Below are 16923 nucleotides of genomic sequence, written 5' to 3'. Positions count from 1 at the left end.
ATATGATCTTTTCTTTTCCATGGCAATCCCCCAGCCCGCATAGACGGGCCGGGGCAGCGTCACGCTTTAAAAGAACTTGTAGCTGGCCGACAGGGCAAACTGGCGGCCGAACAGGTCCTGGCTATGGTTGTAGCCTTCCCAGCCGTTCGGGTCGTAGTACGGCTTCTTGTTGAACGCGTTTTTCACGTTCAGGCCCACGTCCAGGTTCTTCACCGGCTTCCAGCTGAAGGCGAGGTTGACCGTCGTGTACGACGGCGCGCCCTTGCACTGGCCGGCCGGCAGCGCCACCGAGGCGGCCGTGCAGTTTTCCGGCGTGTTGTCCTTGTCCCACGGGCCATACGCCCAGCGCGTCTTGCCCGAGTAGTTGATGAAGACGCTGCTAACGAAGTTGCGGTAGCTCCAGTCGGCGTTGACCGTGGCGCGGTAGCGCGGCGAATCGTAGTAGCCGACGGTATTGCCCTTGATGTCGCTGCCATCCTCGCTGTCGTGGGTGTCGCGCTTGCGGATGGTGGCCGCGATGCCCGTGCTCAGCTTGCCCCAGTCGCCGAGCCCAAAGCGCGTGCGCGCATCGATGTCCACGCCATCCATCAGGGTGCGGCCCCGGTTCGAATACGAGTTGATCAAGCCGCCCAGGTTGCCCACCGAGTAGCCGGGCACGCCGCCCGCGCACACGCCCGCGTTGGCGGGATTGGCGCACATGGCCGCCACCGCCGCCACGTTGCCCCGGTCCGTATCCGTCAAGTCGTTGCGAATGGCGTTGGGCGTGCCGGCCAGGGTCGGGCCGTACTTGTCCACCAGTTCCGTAAACAGCTCGTTGAAGTCCTGGCGCACGATTTCGTCGCGGCGGTTGATGAACCAGTAATCGATGGAGATGCTCACGTCCTTGGCCGGCTGCAGCACCAGGCCCACCGTGGAAATCTTCGCCTTTTCCGGGCGCAAGTTCTGGTTCGGCGGCGTCAGGCCGCCCACCGTCGTCGAGCAGTTCGAATTGAGCAAACTCTTGCCCAGGTCCGCATCCGTCGCCACCTTGGACTTCATCAACGCGCGCGCCATGGCGTTCGTTTCATCGCAGCGCACCGTGTCGCGGATGCCGCCCACCTGCGCAAAGACGCCGCCCGTGCCCGATTCAGCCAGGTTGGGCGCGCGGAAGCCTTCCGAATACGTCCCGCGCAGCATCAGATCGGGACGCGCGCGCCAGATCACGCCCAGCTTGGGCGCCAGGTTGGCCGAGAAATGCGGATATTTGTCCAGGCGCGCAGCCGCGTTGACTTCCAGGGTGTCGCTGAGCGGCACCACCACTTCGCCAAACACGGCCGCGATGGTGCGCCGGCCATCGAACCAGGAACCGCCCTGCTGCGTGATCAGGCCATTGGCCGCATCCGCGTTGCCGGGCGTGAGAAAACTCTCGCGCATGATGTTGGTGCCCACGGCGGCGCGCACTTCACGCTCGCCCAGCTTGAACAGGGTGCCTTCCACCTTCGCATCCCACGTCATCAGCTTGGTCCACGATTCGATGGCAAACGTCGGATAGGCGGCGCGCACCAGCGCCGCATTCGCCTCGCTGATTTCGCCGAACTTGTAGGCGGGATTGTCGGAGATATACGTGCGGCCGCTGACGGGGTCTTTCGTGAACGGCCCGAATGCCTGCTCGAAGCCCTTGATGTTGATGTTCGCCGTCTGGAACAGGGTCGAATGGCTGCCCGCCACGCTGAGCGCCGTTTCAAAATCCCAGCCGCCGCCGATGCTGCCGCGCAGTCCGACGAGCGCGCGGTAGTTTTCATCGACGTTCTTCTGGCCGAAGTGGCCTTGTGCATCCTGCAGCAGGTAATTCAAGCCGGCCGCGCCGCCCATCTTGGCCACCATGTCGGCATCGAGCTTGCCTTTCAGGTAGACGTTGTTGGGGCTCAGGAAAGGCGTGGCAAACGTGTTCAGGGTATTGCCCGTATTGCGCGCGAACCAGTTGTTCGTGCTGCCGCTATTGAAGCTGGACGGGCCGTTCTCGCCGCGCATCTTGATGTGGGTGAAAGCGCCTTCCGCGAACGCCTCCATGTCGCCACCGAGCTTCAGCCGGCCGCTCACGTAGGCCGTGGCGCGCTCCGAGGTGGGGCCCGTGTCGAGCTGGTTCGGCAGCGCATTCCACACGCAGCGCGTGCCCGAGGCCTCGGTGATGCTGGTGTTGCAGCCATTGACGGCGCGCTGGGTGCGCGCATTGTTCTTCGCCTTGTCGAAGACAAAGAAGGTTCCTGGATTCATCACGCCCGGTTCGCTGCCGACACCCACGCGCATGTTCGGGATGAAATTGGGATTGTTTACATAAAAATACGATGGGCGCTTGCGCCAGGTGTCGGCCAGCGCGATGCGGTCGCGCTGGTAGACGTTCACGGAACCATAGATGTTGTAGCCATCGCTGGCCAGGTCGCCCAGGCCATACAGCACGCTGGCCTGGCGCTCGCCATACGATTTCACGCTCGGTGAAAACTCGCCGTTGGCGCGCGCTTCCAGGCCCTGGTACGACTTCTTGGTGATCACGTTGATCACGCCGGCCACGGCGTCGGAACCATACACGGCCGACGCGCCGTCCGTCAAAATTTCCATGCGCTCGATGGCGGCGGCGGGAATGGCGTCGATATTGACGAACATGGTCTGGAAGCCGGCCGGCGCGCCATAGAACGACAGGCGGCGGCCATTCAAAAGCACCAGGGTGCCCTGCGCACCCATTCCCCGCAAGTTCGCTTGCGAGCCGCCATCGGAACCCGTAAACATCGAGCGGAAATCCTGCTGCGCCGGACGGGCGGCGGGCAGGTTGTCGAGCACTTGCAGCAAGGTGAGCGCGCCCATGTTCTCGATCTGCTTGGCATTGATCACCTGCACGGGCGACGCCGTTTCCGCGTTGATGCGCTTCAGGCTCGAACCCGTCACTTCGACACGCTGCAGTTTCTCCTCCTCCGCCGCCAGCGCTGTCGACGCCAACCCCACCGCCACCATCGCGGCCATCAGTTTTTTCAAGTGCATTCTCAACTCCCTTTTTATAAGTGATTTGTTTTCGTCAGGTTGCAAGAGCCCCTCCCCGGTCCGAAGAGGGGCTCTTTTTAGTGAAATGATTGAAGTAGTTAGCGCGGCTTGACTGTCGCGCCTTCCGTGCCGGTGAGTACGGCGTTGGCCCAGTTGCCGCAGACCTGGGCCGGGTGGGCGCCGCGCGCGCCCAGGGTGCGCAAACTGAGCTGGCTCAGGCCGCGCACGTCGATTTCGGGTTTGACCACCCCGGGAGCCGTGACCAGGCCGCTGTCGTACAGCAGCCGCTCGCCGCTCCATACCTGGAACTGCAAGCCGCCCGCGCTGCGGCAGCTATCGTCCACGCCCAGGTCGGCGCGCAGCAGATTCCAGTTGCCCGCCAGCTGCAAGTCGATGCGGCTGGCAGGTCCCACGCCGAGGCCCTTGCGGAACCACAGCCCGTTCATGCGCATCTCGGCCGCCTTGCCGGCCGGCCGGTCTTTCGCGATAGTCTTCGGCAGCGCCAGGTCCGACAGATAACGCTGCACCTCCTCGCCTTCGGCCACTCTGTGCTCAAGCACGCGGAATGCGGACAAGGTGACGGGTGCCACGTCGGTCGCCAGCGCCGCGTCGAACGCGCGCGCCACCGGCCCGGCCTGCGCCGCCATCACCATCGGGTCCAGGGACGCGGCGCCATCGCCTTCCGGATTTTGCGTACTCATGACGCGGAAGCGCAGCAAGCGCCCGGCCGTGGCGGGGAAATTGATCGTCTGCGTGCCTTCCTGCAGCTTCAAGGTGCCCCGCTGCAGTGGCGCGCCCCACTCGCCGTTGTTGTCGCCGATGTAGATTTCATAGTCGCGCACCTGGCCATGCTTCCAGTGCTGGTCGTTGCGCGGCGCCAGTTCGATGCCGTCCACCAGGCGCCGTTCCGTAAAGCCGATCACCCATTCATGCGGGCCGCTTTTCACGGACGGGCTGCGCACGGTGCGGAACCACGTCTCCGGCTTGCCATCGAAGGCGTTTTCCAGCGGATAGCCGCTTTCCTCGGCAGGACGCGCCACCACCTGCATGGCGTCGGCCGGCAAGGCGCGGCCCGGCACGGGAGCGGCCGGGAAGGCCGCATCCGACTCTGCCACGGCCAGCGCGCCGGCGACCTGCAAAATCAAAGGCTGGCGGATGTCCTGCGCCGCCACTTTCACGTGCAGGGTGCCTTGCCTGTCCGCCGCATCAAAATACCAGCCCTCTGCCGCCTTGTCATAGGCGGCGCGGCCGGCGGATGGCGCGATCAGGCGTTCGCCGGCCCGCACGGCGACCGGTGCCTGGCCCGCCAGCATGCGCAGCGCATAAGCGCGGCGCGCTTCCTGGCCCTGGTACTGGCCATCGACGGCGCCGATGTCGACCTGCACGTCGGCGCCCGTCTGGCGCATGCGGATGACTTGCTGGCTGAAGGCGCCGCCCTGGTACTGGCGCGTGTTGCCATCGTCTTCATACAGGGTGTACTGCGAATCGCCGTGCGGGTAGATATCGAGCGTGAGCTGGTCCTTCGGCTTCTGGCCGTCGTACAGCATTTCCGGATACATGGGCAGGATGGCGCCGGCACGCACGAACACGGGCAGCTTATCGAGCGTCACCTGCAGGTCGAGGTCGCGCCCTTTCGCGCCGGCCGTGGCCTGGCGGCCATCCCAGTAGTCGTACCACGTGCCCTGCGGCAGGTGAATGCCCTTGCGCCAGCCGCCGCTGACGGCCTGGCTGCGGTAGACGGGCGCCACCAGCACGTCGCGGCCCAGGAAGAACTGGTATTTATAGGCTTCCGTGTAGGCGGCCGGGTCTTGCGGGTAATCCCACATCAGGCCGCGCACCAGCGGCGCGCCCGATTGCTCCGCTTCACGCACGAGCGTATACATATACGGCGTCAAACGCATCTTGAGTTTCAGGTAGCGGCGGTTGATGTCGCGGTACGGCTCATCGAACCACCACGGGTGCTTGCGTTCGGCCGCGGCCCAGCCGGACATGCCCATCAGGACGGGCGTAAAGCTTTTCCACTGCAGGTCGCGCAGATAGGTTTCCGGGCTGCCGCCGAAGATGGCGTCCACGTCACCCGATGCATAGGCCTGGCCGGACAGGCCCGAGCCGATCAGGGTGGGAATGTGCCAGCGGATGTAGTCCCAGCTGGCGCTCTGGTCGCCCGTCCACGCCACGGCGTAGCGCTGGATGCCAGCCCAGCCCATCACCGTCCACAGGAACGGCCGGCTGTCGGAATTGTTCAGGATGCCGTCGTAGGCGGACTTGTTCGCGTCCATGGCGAACTGATAGCCCTTGCCCGTCCACGCCACGTCGAGCTTTTGCACGCGGCTGCCCGCCTGGCCCACTTCCCAGGCGATCTTGTCGACGCCGTTTTCCGTCCACAGGCCCGTGCGGAAGCCATAGCCGGCCAGGCCCTTCACCGTTTCCGGCAAGTTCGTGTAGCCGCAACCATAGCCGTCGTTGGGCAGTATCCAGCCGCCCGGCATGTCGTGTTCGCGGTACTGGCGCGCCACCGTTTCCACCACGTCCGGCGTCTTGCCCGTGGGGCCGTCCGTCCAGTTCTTTGGCACGGAACCGGGTTTTTTCACGTTGTCGCCATCGTTGTAGCAATCGGCGTCGCCGTATTCCAGCGCCCAGCGGGGCAGCATGCGCGCGCGGCCCGTCAAGTCCGTGTAGCGGGCGACGACGTCGCGCAGGTCCTTGCCGACGAAGAAATACGCATCGAAGCGGCCTTCCGCGTGCTGCAGCGAGATCTGCTCCTTGTCGCGCAAGTCGTAATTCCCGTCGGACCAGGTATTGCGCAGCATGCCCCAGCCGCGTGAACTCATGAGAAATGGCGCGGGATTCGGCCGGTCGCCCTCTTCCCAGCCGCCCGAATACGATACGGGCACCTGCTTGCCCTTGAATTCGAAGCGGCCATTTTGCTGGCCGCCGCCGAAATAACGCTCGCCCGGCAGGCTCGAAAGCACCTGCACGCCCTGCTTGTCGTCGAGCGACAGCGGCTGCACCTCGCGCCACAGCGGCACCGCATCACCGTTGCGGAAAAGAGTAAAGCGCAGCGGTTTGCGGTCGATGCGCAGGCTCAGGGCATCCGTACTGATCAGGATATGGTCGGGCTGTTCCTTGATCTGGTACGCCACCTGCGCGGCAGGCTGGCCCACGACGATGGGCGCGGCCTTGTCGCCGGGGCCCGTCAAGCCGGCCTTGCCTCCCGCCTGGATACGCAGCACGTCCACCTGCGGCAGGCTGATACGCAGCTGCACGCCCGTATCGCTGCGCACGTCCCAGCCCAGCGCCTCGCCCTTGGCCACGTCGGCCGCATGCACGGCACTCAAGCTGGCCAGGTTACCGATAGGCGCGGCCTGCAGGCCCGGTGCGGCCAGGGTGGCAAGGGCAGCGAGGACACAGGCGGCAAGGGCGCGGCGGGGAAGCGGGAGAGGTTTCATCAGGCGGCTTTCAGAAAATCGAAGTGATGGAAATACTTTAAGAAGAAAAATAAATATCGTCAATCAAAAGAAAGTTAAAGCGGCAATTTATTAATAAAATGCCCAGAATTGGCGCATTTTTCTTACGTTTCACCAAAATGTTACAAAACATACTTTCGTTATCGTGGCATTTCAGCGACAGGCCGCGCCGCCACTGGCTTTTTCGCTGCACCGCAGCATGCTTCAGAGCCATTAAAACGACATTATTTCGCAAGCCGCCCAACTATTTACTTTCGTTTTACTTTCGTATTTGACTTTTCGAAATTTAGTATTTATGCTTTCTCCAACAAACACTTTACTGACCTCTCATGACTACCCTTCTTCAGCGTGACATTCAAACCTGGCGCGACATCGGCGGCCTGCACACGGCCGAGGAAATCGCCCACCAGCCAGCCATCTGGCGTGCGCTGGCCGACATCTTGCGCAAGGAGCAAGCGACACTGGCCGCCTTCCTCGGCGACGCGCTGTCGAACCCACAACAACGCGTCATCCTCACGGGCGCCGGCAGCTCCGCCTATGTGGGCGAAATCGTCGTCGATACCCTGAATGCGGCCTGGCCCGCGCAAATCCGCGCCATCGCCACCACGACTTTGCTCACGCACCACGAGCTGTACCTGGAAGCGGATGCGCCCACCCTGCTCGTCTCGTTTGCCCGCAGCGGCGACAGCCCGGAAAGCCTGGCGGCCGTGGAACTGCTGCGCCAGGTCGTGCCCGGCGCGCGCTTTTTGAACATCACCTGCAATGCGGACGGCAAGCTGGCGCGCCAGGGCGCGAACGACAGCAATACCTATAACCTGCTGATGCCGGAAGGCAGCTGCGACCGCGGCTTCGCCATGACCAGCAGTTTCAGCAGCATGCTGCTGGCGGCCCTGTCGGTACTGGGCAAGGACACGGATCTGACCCGCCTGGACACCCTGGCGCAGCTGGGCGAACAGGCCTTGCGCGACTGGTCGGCGCCCGTGGCGGACCTGGGTTCGACACCGGTGCAGCGCGTCGTCTACCTGGGCAGCGGCCCGCTGGAAGCGCTGGCCAAGGAAGCCGCATTGAAAATCCTGGAATTGACGGGCGGGCGCGTGATGGCGATGGCCAATACGCCGCTGGGTTTCCGCCACGGCCCGAAATCGGCCGTCACCACAGAGTCCCTGGTGATCCTGCTGCGCAGCAGCAAGCCGCTGGCGCGCCAGTACGAAGACGACCTATTGAAAGAACTGCAGCGCGACAGCGTGGCGCTGCGCTGCCTGACGGTGGGTATCGGCGGTGACTTATCTGCCACCTTGTCGGCCGATGCGCCGGTCTGGCCCGACGCCTGGCTGGCCCCGCTGTGGCTGCTGATGGCGCAGCAATATGCGCTGCACCAGTCCGCACTGCTGCAACTGCGCCCCGACAATCCATTCGCCGGCGGCATCGTCAACCGTGTCGTGCAAGGCGTCACCATCTATGGCCATGACCAATTCTAATCCTACAGCCGGCTACCACGGCATCGACATCGGCGGCAGCAAGATAGAGTTGGTGGCGTTTGCCGACCGCGACGGCGCGCTGACGGAAATGTTCCGCGAACGGGTCGCCACGCCGGGCGACGATTTCAACGCCTTCGTGCAAGCCATCACCGGCCTGGTGGAACGCGGCGACGCTGCACTGGGCACGACGGCGCCCGTCGGCATCGGTTTGCCCGGCGTGATCGACAGCGCAAGCGGACGCCAGCTCAGCTCCAACGTGCCGGCCCTGAACGGCCGCCTCGTGGCGCAAACCCTGCAGCAAGCCTTGCAGCGCCCTGTCGCCATCGGCAACGATTGCCAGTGCTTCGCGCTGTCGGAAGCACAAGGCGGCGCGGCCGACAACGCCGCCAGCATGTTCGGCGCCATCCTCGGCACGGGCGCCGGCGGCGGCTATTGCGTGGGCGGCCAGCTGCTGCGCGGCTTTAACGGCGTGGCCGGCGAATGGGGCCACTGGAGCCTGCCCGCCACCTTGATGGCGCAACATGGCCTGGCCGGTTACGACTGCCCGTGCGGCAAGGCGGGCTGCCTGGAACGCTATGTCTCCGGCCCCGCCATGCGCAAACTCCATGCGCACTTCGGCGGCGACGGCGCCGAGCCTCTGGCCATCGTGGCCCGCGCCAACATGGGCGACGCCTTGGCCCAGCGCACGGTGGCCGTGCACCTCGACGTGCTGGGCCACGCGCTGGCCGGCCTCGTGCTGACCTACGACCCGCACGTCATCGTGCTTGGCGGCGGCCTGTCCAAGCTGCCGCACCTGTACGACAAGCTGCCGGCCGCCGTGAAACGCCATCTGTTCCCCGGCGTGCACGTGCCGCCGATTTTGCCGCCCCGCTTTGGCGACGCCGGCGGCGCGCGTGGCGCGGCCCTTTTGATACGACAACATACAAAGGCGTAAACATGATGAAGCAAGCGGAAAACCCGACTTTTACCCTGTCCCCGATCCAGCAAGTGATCAAGGCGCACCGCCGCGGCGAGCGCGTGGGACTGTACGCCGTCTGCTGCAGCCATCCTAGCGTGCTGCGCGCCGCCATGCGCGTGGCCAGCGAGTACGACACCGTGCTGCTGGTCGAGGCGACGTCGAACCAGGTCGACCAGTTCGGCGGCTACACGGGCATGACGCCGGCCGTTTTCCGCGACACCATGCTGGCACTGGCCCGCGAACAGGGTTTTCCCGCCAGCCGCCTCGTGCTGGGCGGCGACCATCTGGGCCCGAACGCCTGGCAGCACCTCGATGCGGCCACCGCGATGAACCACGCCGAAACCCTGATCGCCGCATATGCGTCGGCCGGCTTCCACAAGATCCACCTCGATTGCAGCATGCGCTGTGCGGACGATCCCTTGCAGCTCGACGATGAAACCGTGGCCGCTCGTTCGGCGCGCCTGTGCATCGTCGCCGAAGAGGCAGCGGCCGCCGCCGGCTTCGCGCCGCCCGTCTATGTGATCGGCACGGAAGTGCCGGTTCCCGGCGGCGAAGCGTCGCTGGCGCAGGCCGGCGCCGTCACCAGCCCGCAAGCGGCGCGCCGCACGCTCGACGTGCACCGCCGCGCCTTCCTCGACAAGGAATTGCATGGCGCCTGGCGCCGCGTCATCGCCATGGTGGTGCAGCCTGGTGTCGATTTCGACCAGAGCAGCATCCAGCATTACGACGCCGATGCCGCCACAGAACTGTCGGCCTTTGTCGCCGAGCAGCCCGGCCTCGTGTTCGAAGCCCATTCCACCGACTACCAGCGCGAAACGGCGCTGCACGCCATGGTGCGCGACCATTTCGCCATCCTGAAAGTGGGCCCGGCCGCTACCTTCGCGCTGCGCGAAGCGCTGTTCGCCCTTTGCCAGATCGAGGAGGAACTGCTGCCGGCGCACGCCACCTCGCAGCTGATGCAGGTGCTCGACGACGTGATGGTGGCCAATCCGAAGAACTGGATCAAGCATTACCTGGGCACGCCGGACGAGCAGCGCCTGATGCGCCGCTACGGCTTGAGCGACCGTTGCCGCTATTACTGGGGCGAGCCGGAAGTGGCGGCCGCCGTCGGCAAGCTGCTGGCCAACCTGGATACGGTGGCCATTCCGCTGCCGCTGTTGAGCCAGCATTTGCCGGAACAGTATCTGGCCGTGGTGCAGGGCAGTTTGCCGGCACAGGCGCCGGCCCTGATCGAGCACAAGATCGGCAGCTTGCTGGCGCAATATGCGCGCGCCTGCAACCGCAATGCGGCAGTCCCCGTCATTGCCGAAGCGGCAATCTGTTAAGCTCGGTATTTTCACTTTTTACCGAGCCCGCCACCATGCGAAATACCAGCCAACGCCGTGAATCCATCCTCCAAATGCTTGCCCAGCAGGGCTCGGTGCAAGTGACCGACTTGGTGGAAAAGCTCGGCGTGTCCGCGGTCACCATCCGCAGCGACTTGAATGCGCTGGAAGCGCAAGGCATGGCCACGCGCAGCCACGGCGGCGCGACCCTGACGCGCACGCCCCCGCTTGAACACACGATACGCCAGAAAGACGCCATCAACCACGAGCAGAAGGAGCGCATCGGCGCGTATGCGGCGCGGCTGGTGGAACCGGGCGACAACATCATCATCGACTCGGGCACCACGACCATCTCGCTGGCGCGCCATCTGCGCGAGGCGACCGGCGTAACGGTGGCCACGAATGGCCTGAACATCGCGTGGGAACTGGCCGACGCGCCCGGCGTGGACCTGATCCTCACGGGCGGCCTGCTGCGCAAGCAGTCGCTGTCGATCCAGGGCAGCCAGGCGGAAACCTGTTTGCAGGCCTACAGCTTCGACAAGCTGTTCCTGGGCGTCGACGGCTTCGACCTGCAGTTTGGCGTGACCACCCACCACGAAGCGGAAGCAAGCCTGAACCACAAGATGGTGGAACGGGCCAAGAAAATCATCGTCCTCACGGACGCCTCGAAGTTCGGCCGCGTCAGCCTGCACCGCATCGTGCAGCTGGACCGGGTCGATACCGTCATCACCGATGCCAGCATCAGCCAGGAGTACCGCGAAGGGCTGCAAAAGCTGGGCATCGAACTTTTTATAGCGGAATAACACATGCTGAGCGGCAGAATCCTTACCCCATCTGGCTGGATCACGGGCACCATCACCTTTGACCAGCGCATCGTCCAGATACAAGAAGACCCTGCCGCCGACAGCGCGCTGACCATCCTGCCCGGCTTCATCGACCTGCACGTGCATGGCGCGGCCGGCGTCGACATCATGGAAGGCGGGAACGCGGGCGCCACCGTGGCACAGGTGCATGCGCGCCATGGCACCACGGCCCTGCTGGGCACGACCCTGACAGCCAAGGAACCGTCGATCCTGCGCGCCCTGCAAGGCCTGGCCGGCGTCATCGCCGAACGCCCCGCCAACGGCGCGCGCATGCTGGGCGTGCACCTGGAAGGCCCGTTTTTGAATTTGCACCGCCTGGGCGCGCAACCGCCCGACGTCGTGCAGGCGAGCCTCGCGCTGGTGCAGCGCTTCCACGCCATCGCCCCCATCAAGGTCTTGACCATGGCGCCAGAAATCCCCGGCCACCTGGAGCTGATCCCGCAACTGGCGGCCATGGGCATCCGCGTGCAAATCGGCCACAGCGCCGGCACGTATGACGAAGGCGTGGCGGCGCTGAACGCCGGCGTGTCCGGCTTCACGCACCTGTACAACGGCATGACGGGCATGACGCATTACGACCCGGGCATGGTCGGCGCGGCGCTGGCGCATGCCGAATACGCGGAAATCATCCCCGACCTGCAGCACGTGGCCAAGGGCGCCCTGCGCGCGGCCCTGCGCGCCATCCCGCGCCTGTACGGCGTGACGGACGCCACCTCGGCCACCGGCATGCCGGACGGCGAGTACGGCCTGGGCACGCAGCGCGTCTACAAATGCCTGGGCTGCGTGCGCCTGGCCACGGGCTCGCTGGCCGGCAGCGTGCTGACCATGGACCAGGCACTGCGCAATTTCGTCGACCTGGGCCTGGACCTGGCCGACGCCTCGAACCGCCTCTCGCTGTACCCGGCCGACTACCTGGGCGAGTCCGAACGGGGCCGATTGGCGCCGGGCGCCTGGGCCGATATCGTCGTCCTCGATTCCCAATTACAGCCAGTGTCCGTCTTCGTCGAAGGCACGGCCATCGATCTTTCCACCCGCTAGACCATCCACAACCTCAACCCCGTCCCGGAGTTACCATGCACGACACGTCACACAAGGCCCCCGTGTGGGCCATGCGCTACCTGCTATTTATTGCCGGCATGGGGGGATTGCTGTACGGCATAGACATCGGCATCATCGCCGGCGCCCTGCCCTACCTGGAATCGACGGCCTCCGTGGCCTGGAAACTGACGGCCCAGCAACTGAGCTTTATCGTCGCCGCCGTGCTGCTGGGTTCCGTGCTGTCGTCGCTGTTCGCCGGCGCCCTGGCCGACCTGCTGGGCCGGCGCTGGGTGATGTTCCTGGCCGGCGCCCTGTTCAGCGCCAGCATCCCGCTGATCGCGCTGGCCGACGGCTACACGCCGCTGCTGCTGGGCCGTCTGCTGCAAGGCATCAGCGGCGGCTTGATAGGCGTCGTCGTGCCCCTGTACCTGGCCGAATGCCTGCCCGCGCAGCAGCGTGGACGGGGTGCCGCCCTGTTTCAGCTGCTGCTGACCATCGGCCTGGTGGCGGCCGCCCTGATCGGCCTGATGCAGGCGCAGACGGTGGAAACGGCCACGCAGGCCGCGCAAGCGTTGCCGGAAGCGGGCCGCGTCGCCGCCATCTTCACGGCCAAGGACCAGGCCTGGCGCAGCATCTTCTGGGTCTGTCTGACACCGGGCCTCGTGTTTACCGTCGGCGCCCTGCTGCTGGCCGAGTCGCCGCGCTGGCTGGCGCAACGGGGCCGCATCGAGCAGGCGCGCCAGTCGCTGCTGCGCACGCGCCTGCCCGCCGCCGCCGACATCGAGCTGCGCGAGATGCAAGATACGCCCGAGAATACGGCCAAGGCCAGCGGCAAGGCGAAAGACCCGCTGCTGAGCCGCCGTTACGTGCTGCCCTTCCTGCTCGCTTGTTTGATCCTCGCCTGCACGCAGGCGACGGGCATCAATTCCATCCTCGCCTACGTCGTCAATATCCTGAACCAGGCAGGCCTGTCGGGCGCCTCGGCCAATATGGCGGACGTCCTGCTGAAAGTACTCAATGCCGTGATGACGGTGGTGGCAGTGCTGCTGGTCGACCGCAAGGGCCGCAAGTTCCTGCTGATGCTGGGCACGGGCGGCATCGTCGTCTCGCTGCTGGCGGCCGGCTTGCTGTTCCGCGGCGCCGAAGCCCACCTGGCCGACGTGCGCCCCGCCATCGCCGCGCAAGTGCGGGCCGATGGCCTGGCCTTGAGCCTCGATGCGGCCACCTTGACGGCCCTGGGCGCAGCGGCCGACGGCACGCCGCAGCAGCTGACCATCGCCTACGCCTACGGCCCGTTCACGAACGTAAAAAGCCTGCGCAGCGACGATCCCGTGCTGCGCCAGGTGACGATCGCCCGCGACGACGCCGTGCAGCCCGACAGCGTGATCGGCGTGTTCTTCCGCAAGCTGCACCTGAACCCGTTCGCCGATCCGGCCGCCGGGCGCGAAGCGCCGCTGCGCATCGAGAAGGCCAGCCTGGGCCCCGTGCCCTCGTCGACGCACGGCTGGCTGGTGGCGATCGCCATCTGCGTGTTCGTGTCCAGCTTTGCCGTGGGACCGGGCGTGTGCGTGTGGCTGGCCCTGTCCGAACTGATGCCGACGCGCATCCGCTCGAACGGCATGAGCATCGCCCTGCTGGTCAACCAGTTCGTCTCGACCGTGATCGCCGCCATCTTCCTGCCCACCGTGGGCTTGCACGGCTATTCGACCCTGTTCTTCTTTGGCGCCGGCTGCACGGTGCTGTACTTCCTGGCGGCCGCCTTCCTGCTGCCAGAAACCAAGGGCAAGACACTCGAAGAGATCGAAGCGCACTTTGCCAAGTAAGCCAGAGTAACCAACTGTAGCAGTCTCCTTTCCAGCCCCGGACCACCATCCGGGGCTGTTTTTTTGCCTGCCGGACAAGTTTGCGGGGCTGGCGCGCACGGCACCGTACGGTTTTCCTTCTGGAATCAAGGGCGCGTGGGCTAGAATCTGGCTGCGTCGTGCTACTCACGAGGCGGCAATGGCGCCATGACAAAAACCACCAGGAGACACAGTGAGCTTATTTAGAACCAAGAATTTGGATGACATGATCGCCCACAGCAAGAAACCGGGAGGTCTGGCGAAAGTGCTGGGACCCTTCGACCTTGTCCTCATGGGCATAGGCGCCATCGTCGGCACGGGCATTTTCGTGCTGACCGGCACGGGCGCGCTGACGGCCGGTCCCGCCCTGTCGCTGTCGTTCGTCGTGGCGGCCGTCGCCTGCTGCTTCGCCGCCCTGTGCTACGCGGAATTCGCTTCCACCGTGCCCGTGGCCGGCTCCATCTATACCTACAGCTATGCCACTTTGGGCGAGCTGGCTGCCTGGATGATAGGCTGGGACTTGCTGCTCGAGTACGGCCTGGCCGCGGCCGCCGTCTCCGTCGGCTGGTCCGGCTACTTCCAGTCGCTGCTGTCGGGCTTTGGCATCGCGCTGCCCGTGGCCCTGACGGCCGCGCCCGGTGCCCTGCCTGGCGTGACCACCTTCATCAACCTGCCCGCCCTCGTCATCATGCTTCTGCTGACGGCCATGCTGGGCTGGGGCGTGCGTGAATCGGCGCGCCTGAACAACATCATGGTGGCCATCAAGGTGGGCGTGGTGCTGCTGTTCATCATCTTCGGCGCGCGCCACGTGCAGCCGGCCAACTGGCAGCCTTACATGCCCTTCGGCTATCACGGCATGCTGAGCGCCGCCGCCCTCGTCTTCTTCGCCTTCATCGGCTTCGACGCCGTCACTTCGGCCGCCGAGGAAGTCAAGAAACCGTCGCGCGACCTGCCGATCGGCATCATCGGCTCGCTGGCCGTGTGCGCCGTGCTGTACGTGGTGGTGTCGGCCATCATGACGGGCATCGTGCCGTATCAAAAATTCCTCGGCGTCGACCATCCCGTCTCGCTGGCCCTGCAGTATGCGGGCGAAAACTGGATCGCCGGCTTCGTCGACCTGGGCGCCATCCTCGGCATGACCACCGTGATCCTCGTGATGGCCTTCGGCCAGACGCGCATCATCTTCGCCATGTCGCGCGACGGCTTGCTGCCCAAGCGCCTGTCGACCGTGCACCCGCGCTTCCACACGCCGTTCTTCGCCACCTGGCTGGTCGGCATCGTGTTCGGCCTGATCGCCGCCGTGATCCCGCTCAACATCCTCGCTGAACTGATCAACATTGGTACTTTAGCCGCCTTCACGATGGTCTCCGTTGCCGTCGTGGTGCTGCGCAAGAAGCGCCCGGACTTGCCGCGCGCCTTCCGCTGCCCCGGCGTGCCGTACGTGCCGGCGCTGGCCGTGATCCTGTGCGTAGGCCTGATGAGCTTCCTCAGCTGGGTCACCTGGATGGCGTTTTCCATCTGGCTCGTGATCGGCCTGGCCATCTACTTCGGCTACGCGCGCCGCCGTTCGCTGCTGCATCCGCAACAGTAATCCCTCCACTGCGCCATCGCAGTAAGATGGCGGTCTCGCAACCCCGCAGACCGCCATCGATGCAACGCTCCCCCGACCTTATCAAACAGCTGGACCACAGCACGGACCAGCTCAAGCGCGCCCGCCTGCGCAGCATGCAGTGGCTGGCCGCCGGCTTGCTGCTGCTGGCCGCGCTGGTATTCGCCATAGCCCGCTCGCAGCGCGGCGCCCACCCGGCCTGGGGCTATGTGGAAGCGTTCGCCGAAGCGTCCATGGTGGGCGCGATCGCCGACTGGTTCGCCGTCGTCGCCCTGTTCCGCCACCCGCTGGGCATCCCCCTGTGGCATACGGCCATCATCCCGAACAGCAAGGCGGACATCGGCCGCAGCCTGGGCGCCTTCGTGGAAAACCATTTCATTACCGAGCAAGGCATCGCCGAGCGCATCGCGCAAGCCGATCCCGCCGCGCGCCTGGGCGCCTGGCTGGCCGACGAGGCCCACGCGCGGCAGCTGGGCATGGCCAGCGCCGGTGTCGCGAAACAGCTGCTGGCGATGGCCGACCACGACAAGCTGGGACAGCTGCTGCGCGAGCAGGCCAGCGGCTACCTGGGCCAATTGAACCTGTCGGACGTGGCGGCCGACTGCATCGATGCACTGATCGCCGACGGCAAGCCGCAGCAGTTGCTGGACTTCCTGCTCGACCGCGGCGCCGCCTACCTCGACGACGAGGCGCACCACGCGGCCATCGGCGACTTCGTGCTGGGCGCCTTCCAGATCGAGAACGCGCTGATCAAAAAAGCCGTGAAGGCGTACGAGCCGCGCATGATCGCCTCGCTGCAAAAATTCGCACTCGCCGTGCGCCTCGATCCCGGGCACCCGCTGCGCCAGCGCATCGCCGGCTGGATCGCCGACAGCGCGCTGCACCTGAAGGCCGATCCGCAGTGGCAGGAGACCGTGCGCCGCTACCAGCTGCAGCTGATCGCCAGCGACACGGTGCAAGCCATGCTCGGTGACGTGTGGAAGCACATCAGCACGCGCGTGCTGGCCGACCTGCACGCGGACCAGCCCGTGCTGGCGCAAGCGATCGCCAGCCTGGCGCGCAACACGGGCCGGGTGCTGGGCACGGACGACCATGCGCGGGCATGGCTGAACGGCGCCATCGTCGCCGGCAGCGGCTCGCTGGTGCGCCGTTACCGGGGCGAAGTGGGCGCCTTCATCGCCGCCCGCCTCGACTTATGGAGCAAGGAAGAAATGAGCGAACGCATCGAACTGGCCATCGGGCGCGACCTGCAATTCATCCGCATCAACGGCACCGTCGTGGGCGGCCTGGCCGGCTTGCTCATTTACGCAGCCAGCCAGGCGTTCTAGCCAT

General features: G+C 65.5%; 10 protein-coding genes. 8 read left to right on the top strand and 2 right to left on the bottom strand.

Annotated features, from left to right (window positions below):
* Window positions 1-66: 66 nt before the first annotated feature.
* Together AC4BCN_RS14195 and AC4BCN_RS14190 are read right to left on the bottom strand one after the other, a co-directional pair.
* Window positions 67-3012, bottom strand: coding sequence for a TonB-dependent receptor plug domain-containing protein (locus tag AC4BCN_RS14195; protein WP_490490979.1), 2946 nt, complete (start codon window positions 3010-3012; stop codon window positions 67-69).
* A 98-nt stretch (window positions 3013-3110) separates the two neighbouring features.
* A complete protein-coding gene (locus tag AC4BCN_RS14190) occupies window positions 3111-6461 on the bottom strand; it encodes a TIM-barrel domain-containing protein (RefSeq protein WP_490490978.1) in 3351 nt (1116 codons plus the stop codon).
* Between the two features lie 347 nt (window positions 6462-6808).
* Here AC4BCN_RS14190 and AC4BCN_RS14185 point away from each other — a divergent pair, with 347 nt between their 5' ends.
* The 8 genes from AC4BCN_RS14185 to AC4BCN_RS14150 all read left to right on the top strand — a co-directional run bounded on the left by AC4BCN_RS14185 (window position 6809) and on the right by AC4BCN_RS14150 (window position 16919).
* Window positions 6809-7957 (top strand): AgaS family sugar isomerase, encoded by a 1149-nt coding sequence (locus tag AC4BCN_RS14185; RefSeq protein ID WP_490490977.1) that lies wholly within the window; start codon window positions 6809-6811, stop codon window positions 7955-7957.
* Window positions 7944-8891, top strand: a complete 948-nt coding sequence (locus tag AC4BCN_RS14180) for an ROK family protein (protein ID WP_490490976.1) — start codon at window positions 7944-7946, stop codon at window positions 8889-8891. Before AC4BCN_RS14185 ends, AC4BCN_RS14180 begins: the two co-directional genes overlap by 14 nt.
* Before the next feature lie 5 nt (window positions 8892-8896).
* On the top strand, window positions 8897-10240 hold the full coding sequence (locus tag AC4BCN_RS14175; protein ID WP_490493602.1) for a D-tagatose-bisphosphate aldolase, class II, non-catalytic subunit: 1344 nt from the start codon (window positions 8897-8899) through the stop codon (window positions 10238-10240).
* Between the two features lie 35 nt (window positions 10241-10275).
* On the top strand, window positions 10276-11043 hold the full coding sequence (locus AC4BCN_RS14170; protein ID WP_490490975.1) for a DeoR family transcriptional regulator: 768 nt from the start codon (window positions 10276-10278) through the stop codon (window positions 11041-11043).
* 3 nt (window positions 11044-11046) lie between these two features.
* A complete protein-coding gene (locus tag AC4BCN_RS14165) occupies window positions 11047-12141 on the top strand; it encodes an N-acetylglucosamine-6-phosphate deacetylase (RefSeq protein ID WP_338678535.1) in 1095 nt (364 codons plus the stop codon).
* Between the two features lie 35 nt (window positions 12142-12176).
* A complete protein-coding gene (locus AC4BCN_RS14160) occupies window positions 12177-13964 on the top strand; it encodes an MFS transporter (protein ID WP_490490974.1) in 1788 nt (595 codons plus the stop codon).
* 211 nt (window positions 13965-14175) lie between these two features.
* On the top strand, window positions 14176-15573 hold the full coding sequence (gene bcaP, locus AC4BCN_RS14155) for a branched-chain amino acid transporter BcaP (protein ID WP_139091872.1): 1398 nt from the start codon (window positions 14176-14178) through the stop codon (window positions 15571-15573).
* Window positions 15574-15632: 59 nt separating this feature from the next.
* Window positions 15633-16919, top strand: a complete 1287-nt coding sequence (locus AC4BCN_RS14150) for a DUF445 domain-containing protein (RefSeq protein ID WP_490490973.1) — start codon at window positions 15633-15635, stop codon at window positions 16917-16919.
* Window positions 16920-16923 lie beyond the last annotated feature (4 nt).

This window comes from Janthinobacterium sp. Bl 1, from assembly GCF_058215535.1.
The sequence above is the reverse complement of the archived record's forward strand: the minus strand, read 5'-3'. Positions and strand labels throughout refer to the sequence as shown.

Coding starts and splice junctions, on each gene's coding strand:
- AC4BCN_RS14195 (WP_490490979.1), bottom strand. CDS start 3,012: ATGCACTTGAAAAAACTGATGGCCGCGATGGTGGCGGTGGGGTTGGCG.
- AC4BCN_RS14190 (WP_490490978.1), bottom strand. CDS start 6,461: ATGAAACCTCTCCCGCTTCCCCGCCGCGCCCTTGCCGCCTGTGTCCTC.
- AC4BCN_RS14185 (WP_490490977.1), top strand. CDS start 6,809: ATGACTACCCTTCTTCAGCGTGACATTCAAACCTGGCGCGACATCGGC.
- AC4BCN_RS14180 (WP_490490976.1), top strand. CDS start 7,944: ATGACCAATTCTAATCCTACAGCCGGCTACCACGGCATCGACATCGGC.
- AC4BCN_RS14175 (WP_490493602.1), top strand. CDS start 8,897: ATGAAGCAAGCGGAAAACCCGACTTTTACCCTGTCCCCGATCCAGCAA.
- AC4BCN_RS14170 (WP_490490975.1), top strand. CDS start 10,276: ATGCGAAATACCAGCCAACGCCGTGAATCCATCCTCCAAATGCTTGCC.
- AC4BCN_RS14165 (WP_338678535.1), top strand. CDS start 11,047: ATGCTGAGCGGCAGAATCCTTACCCCATCTGGCTGGATCACGGGCACC.
- AC4BCN_RS14160 (WP_490490974.1), top strand. CDS start 12,177: ATGCACGACACGTCACACAAGGCCCCCGTGTGGGCCATGCGCTACCTG.
- AC4BCN_RS14150 (WP_490490973.1), top strand. CDS start 15,633: ATGCAACGCTCCCCCGACCTTATCAAACAGCTGGACCACAGCACGGAC.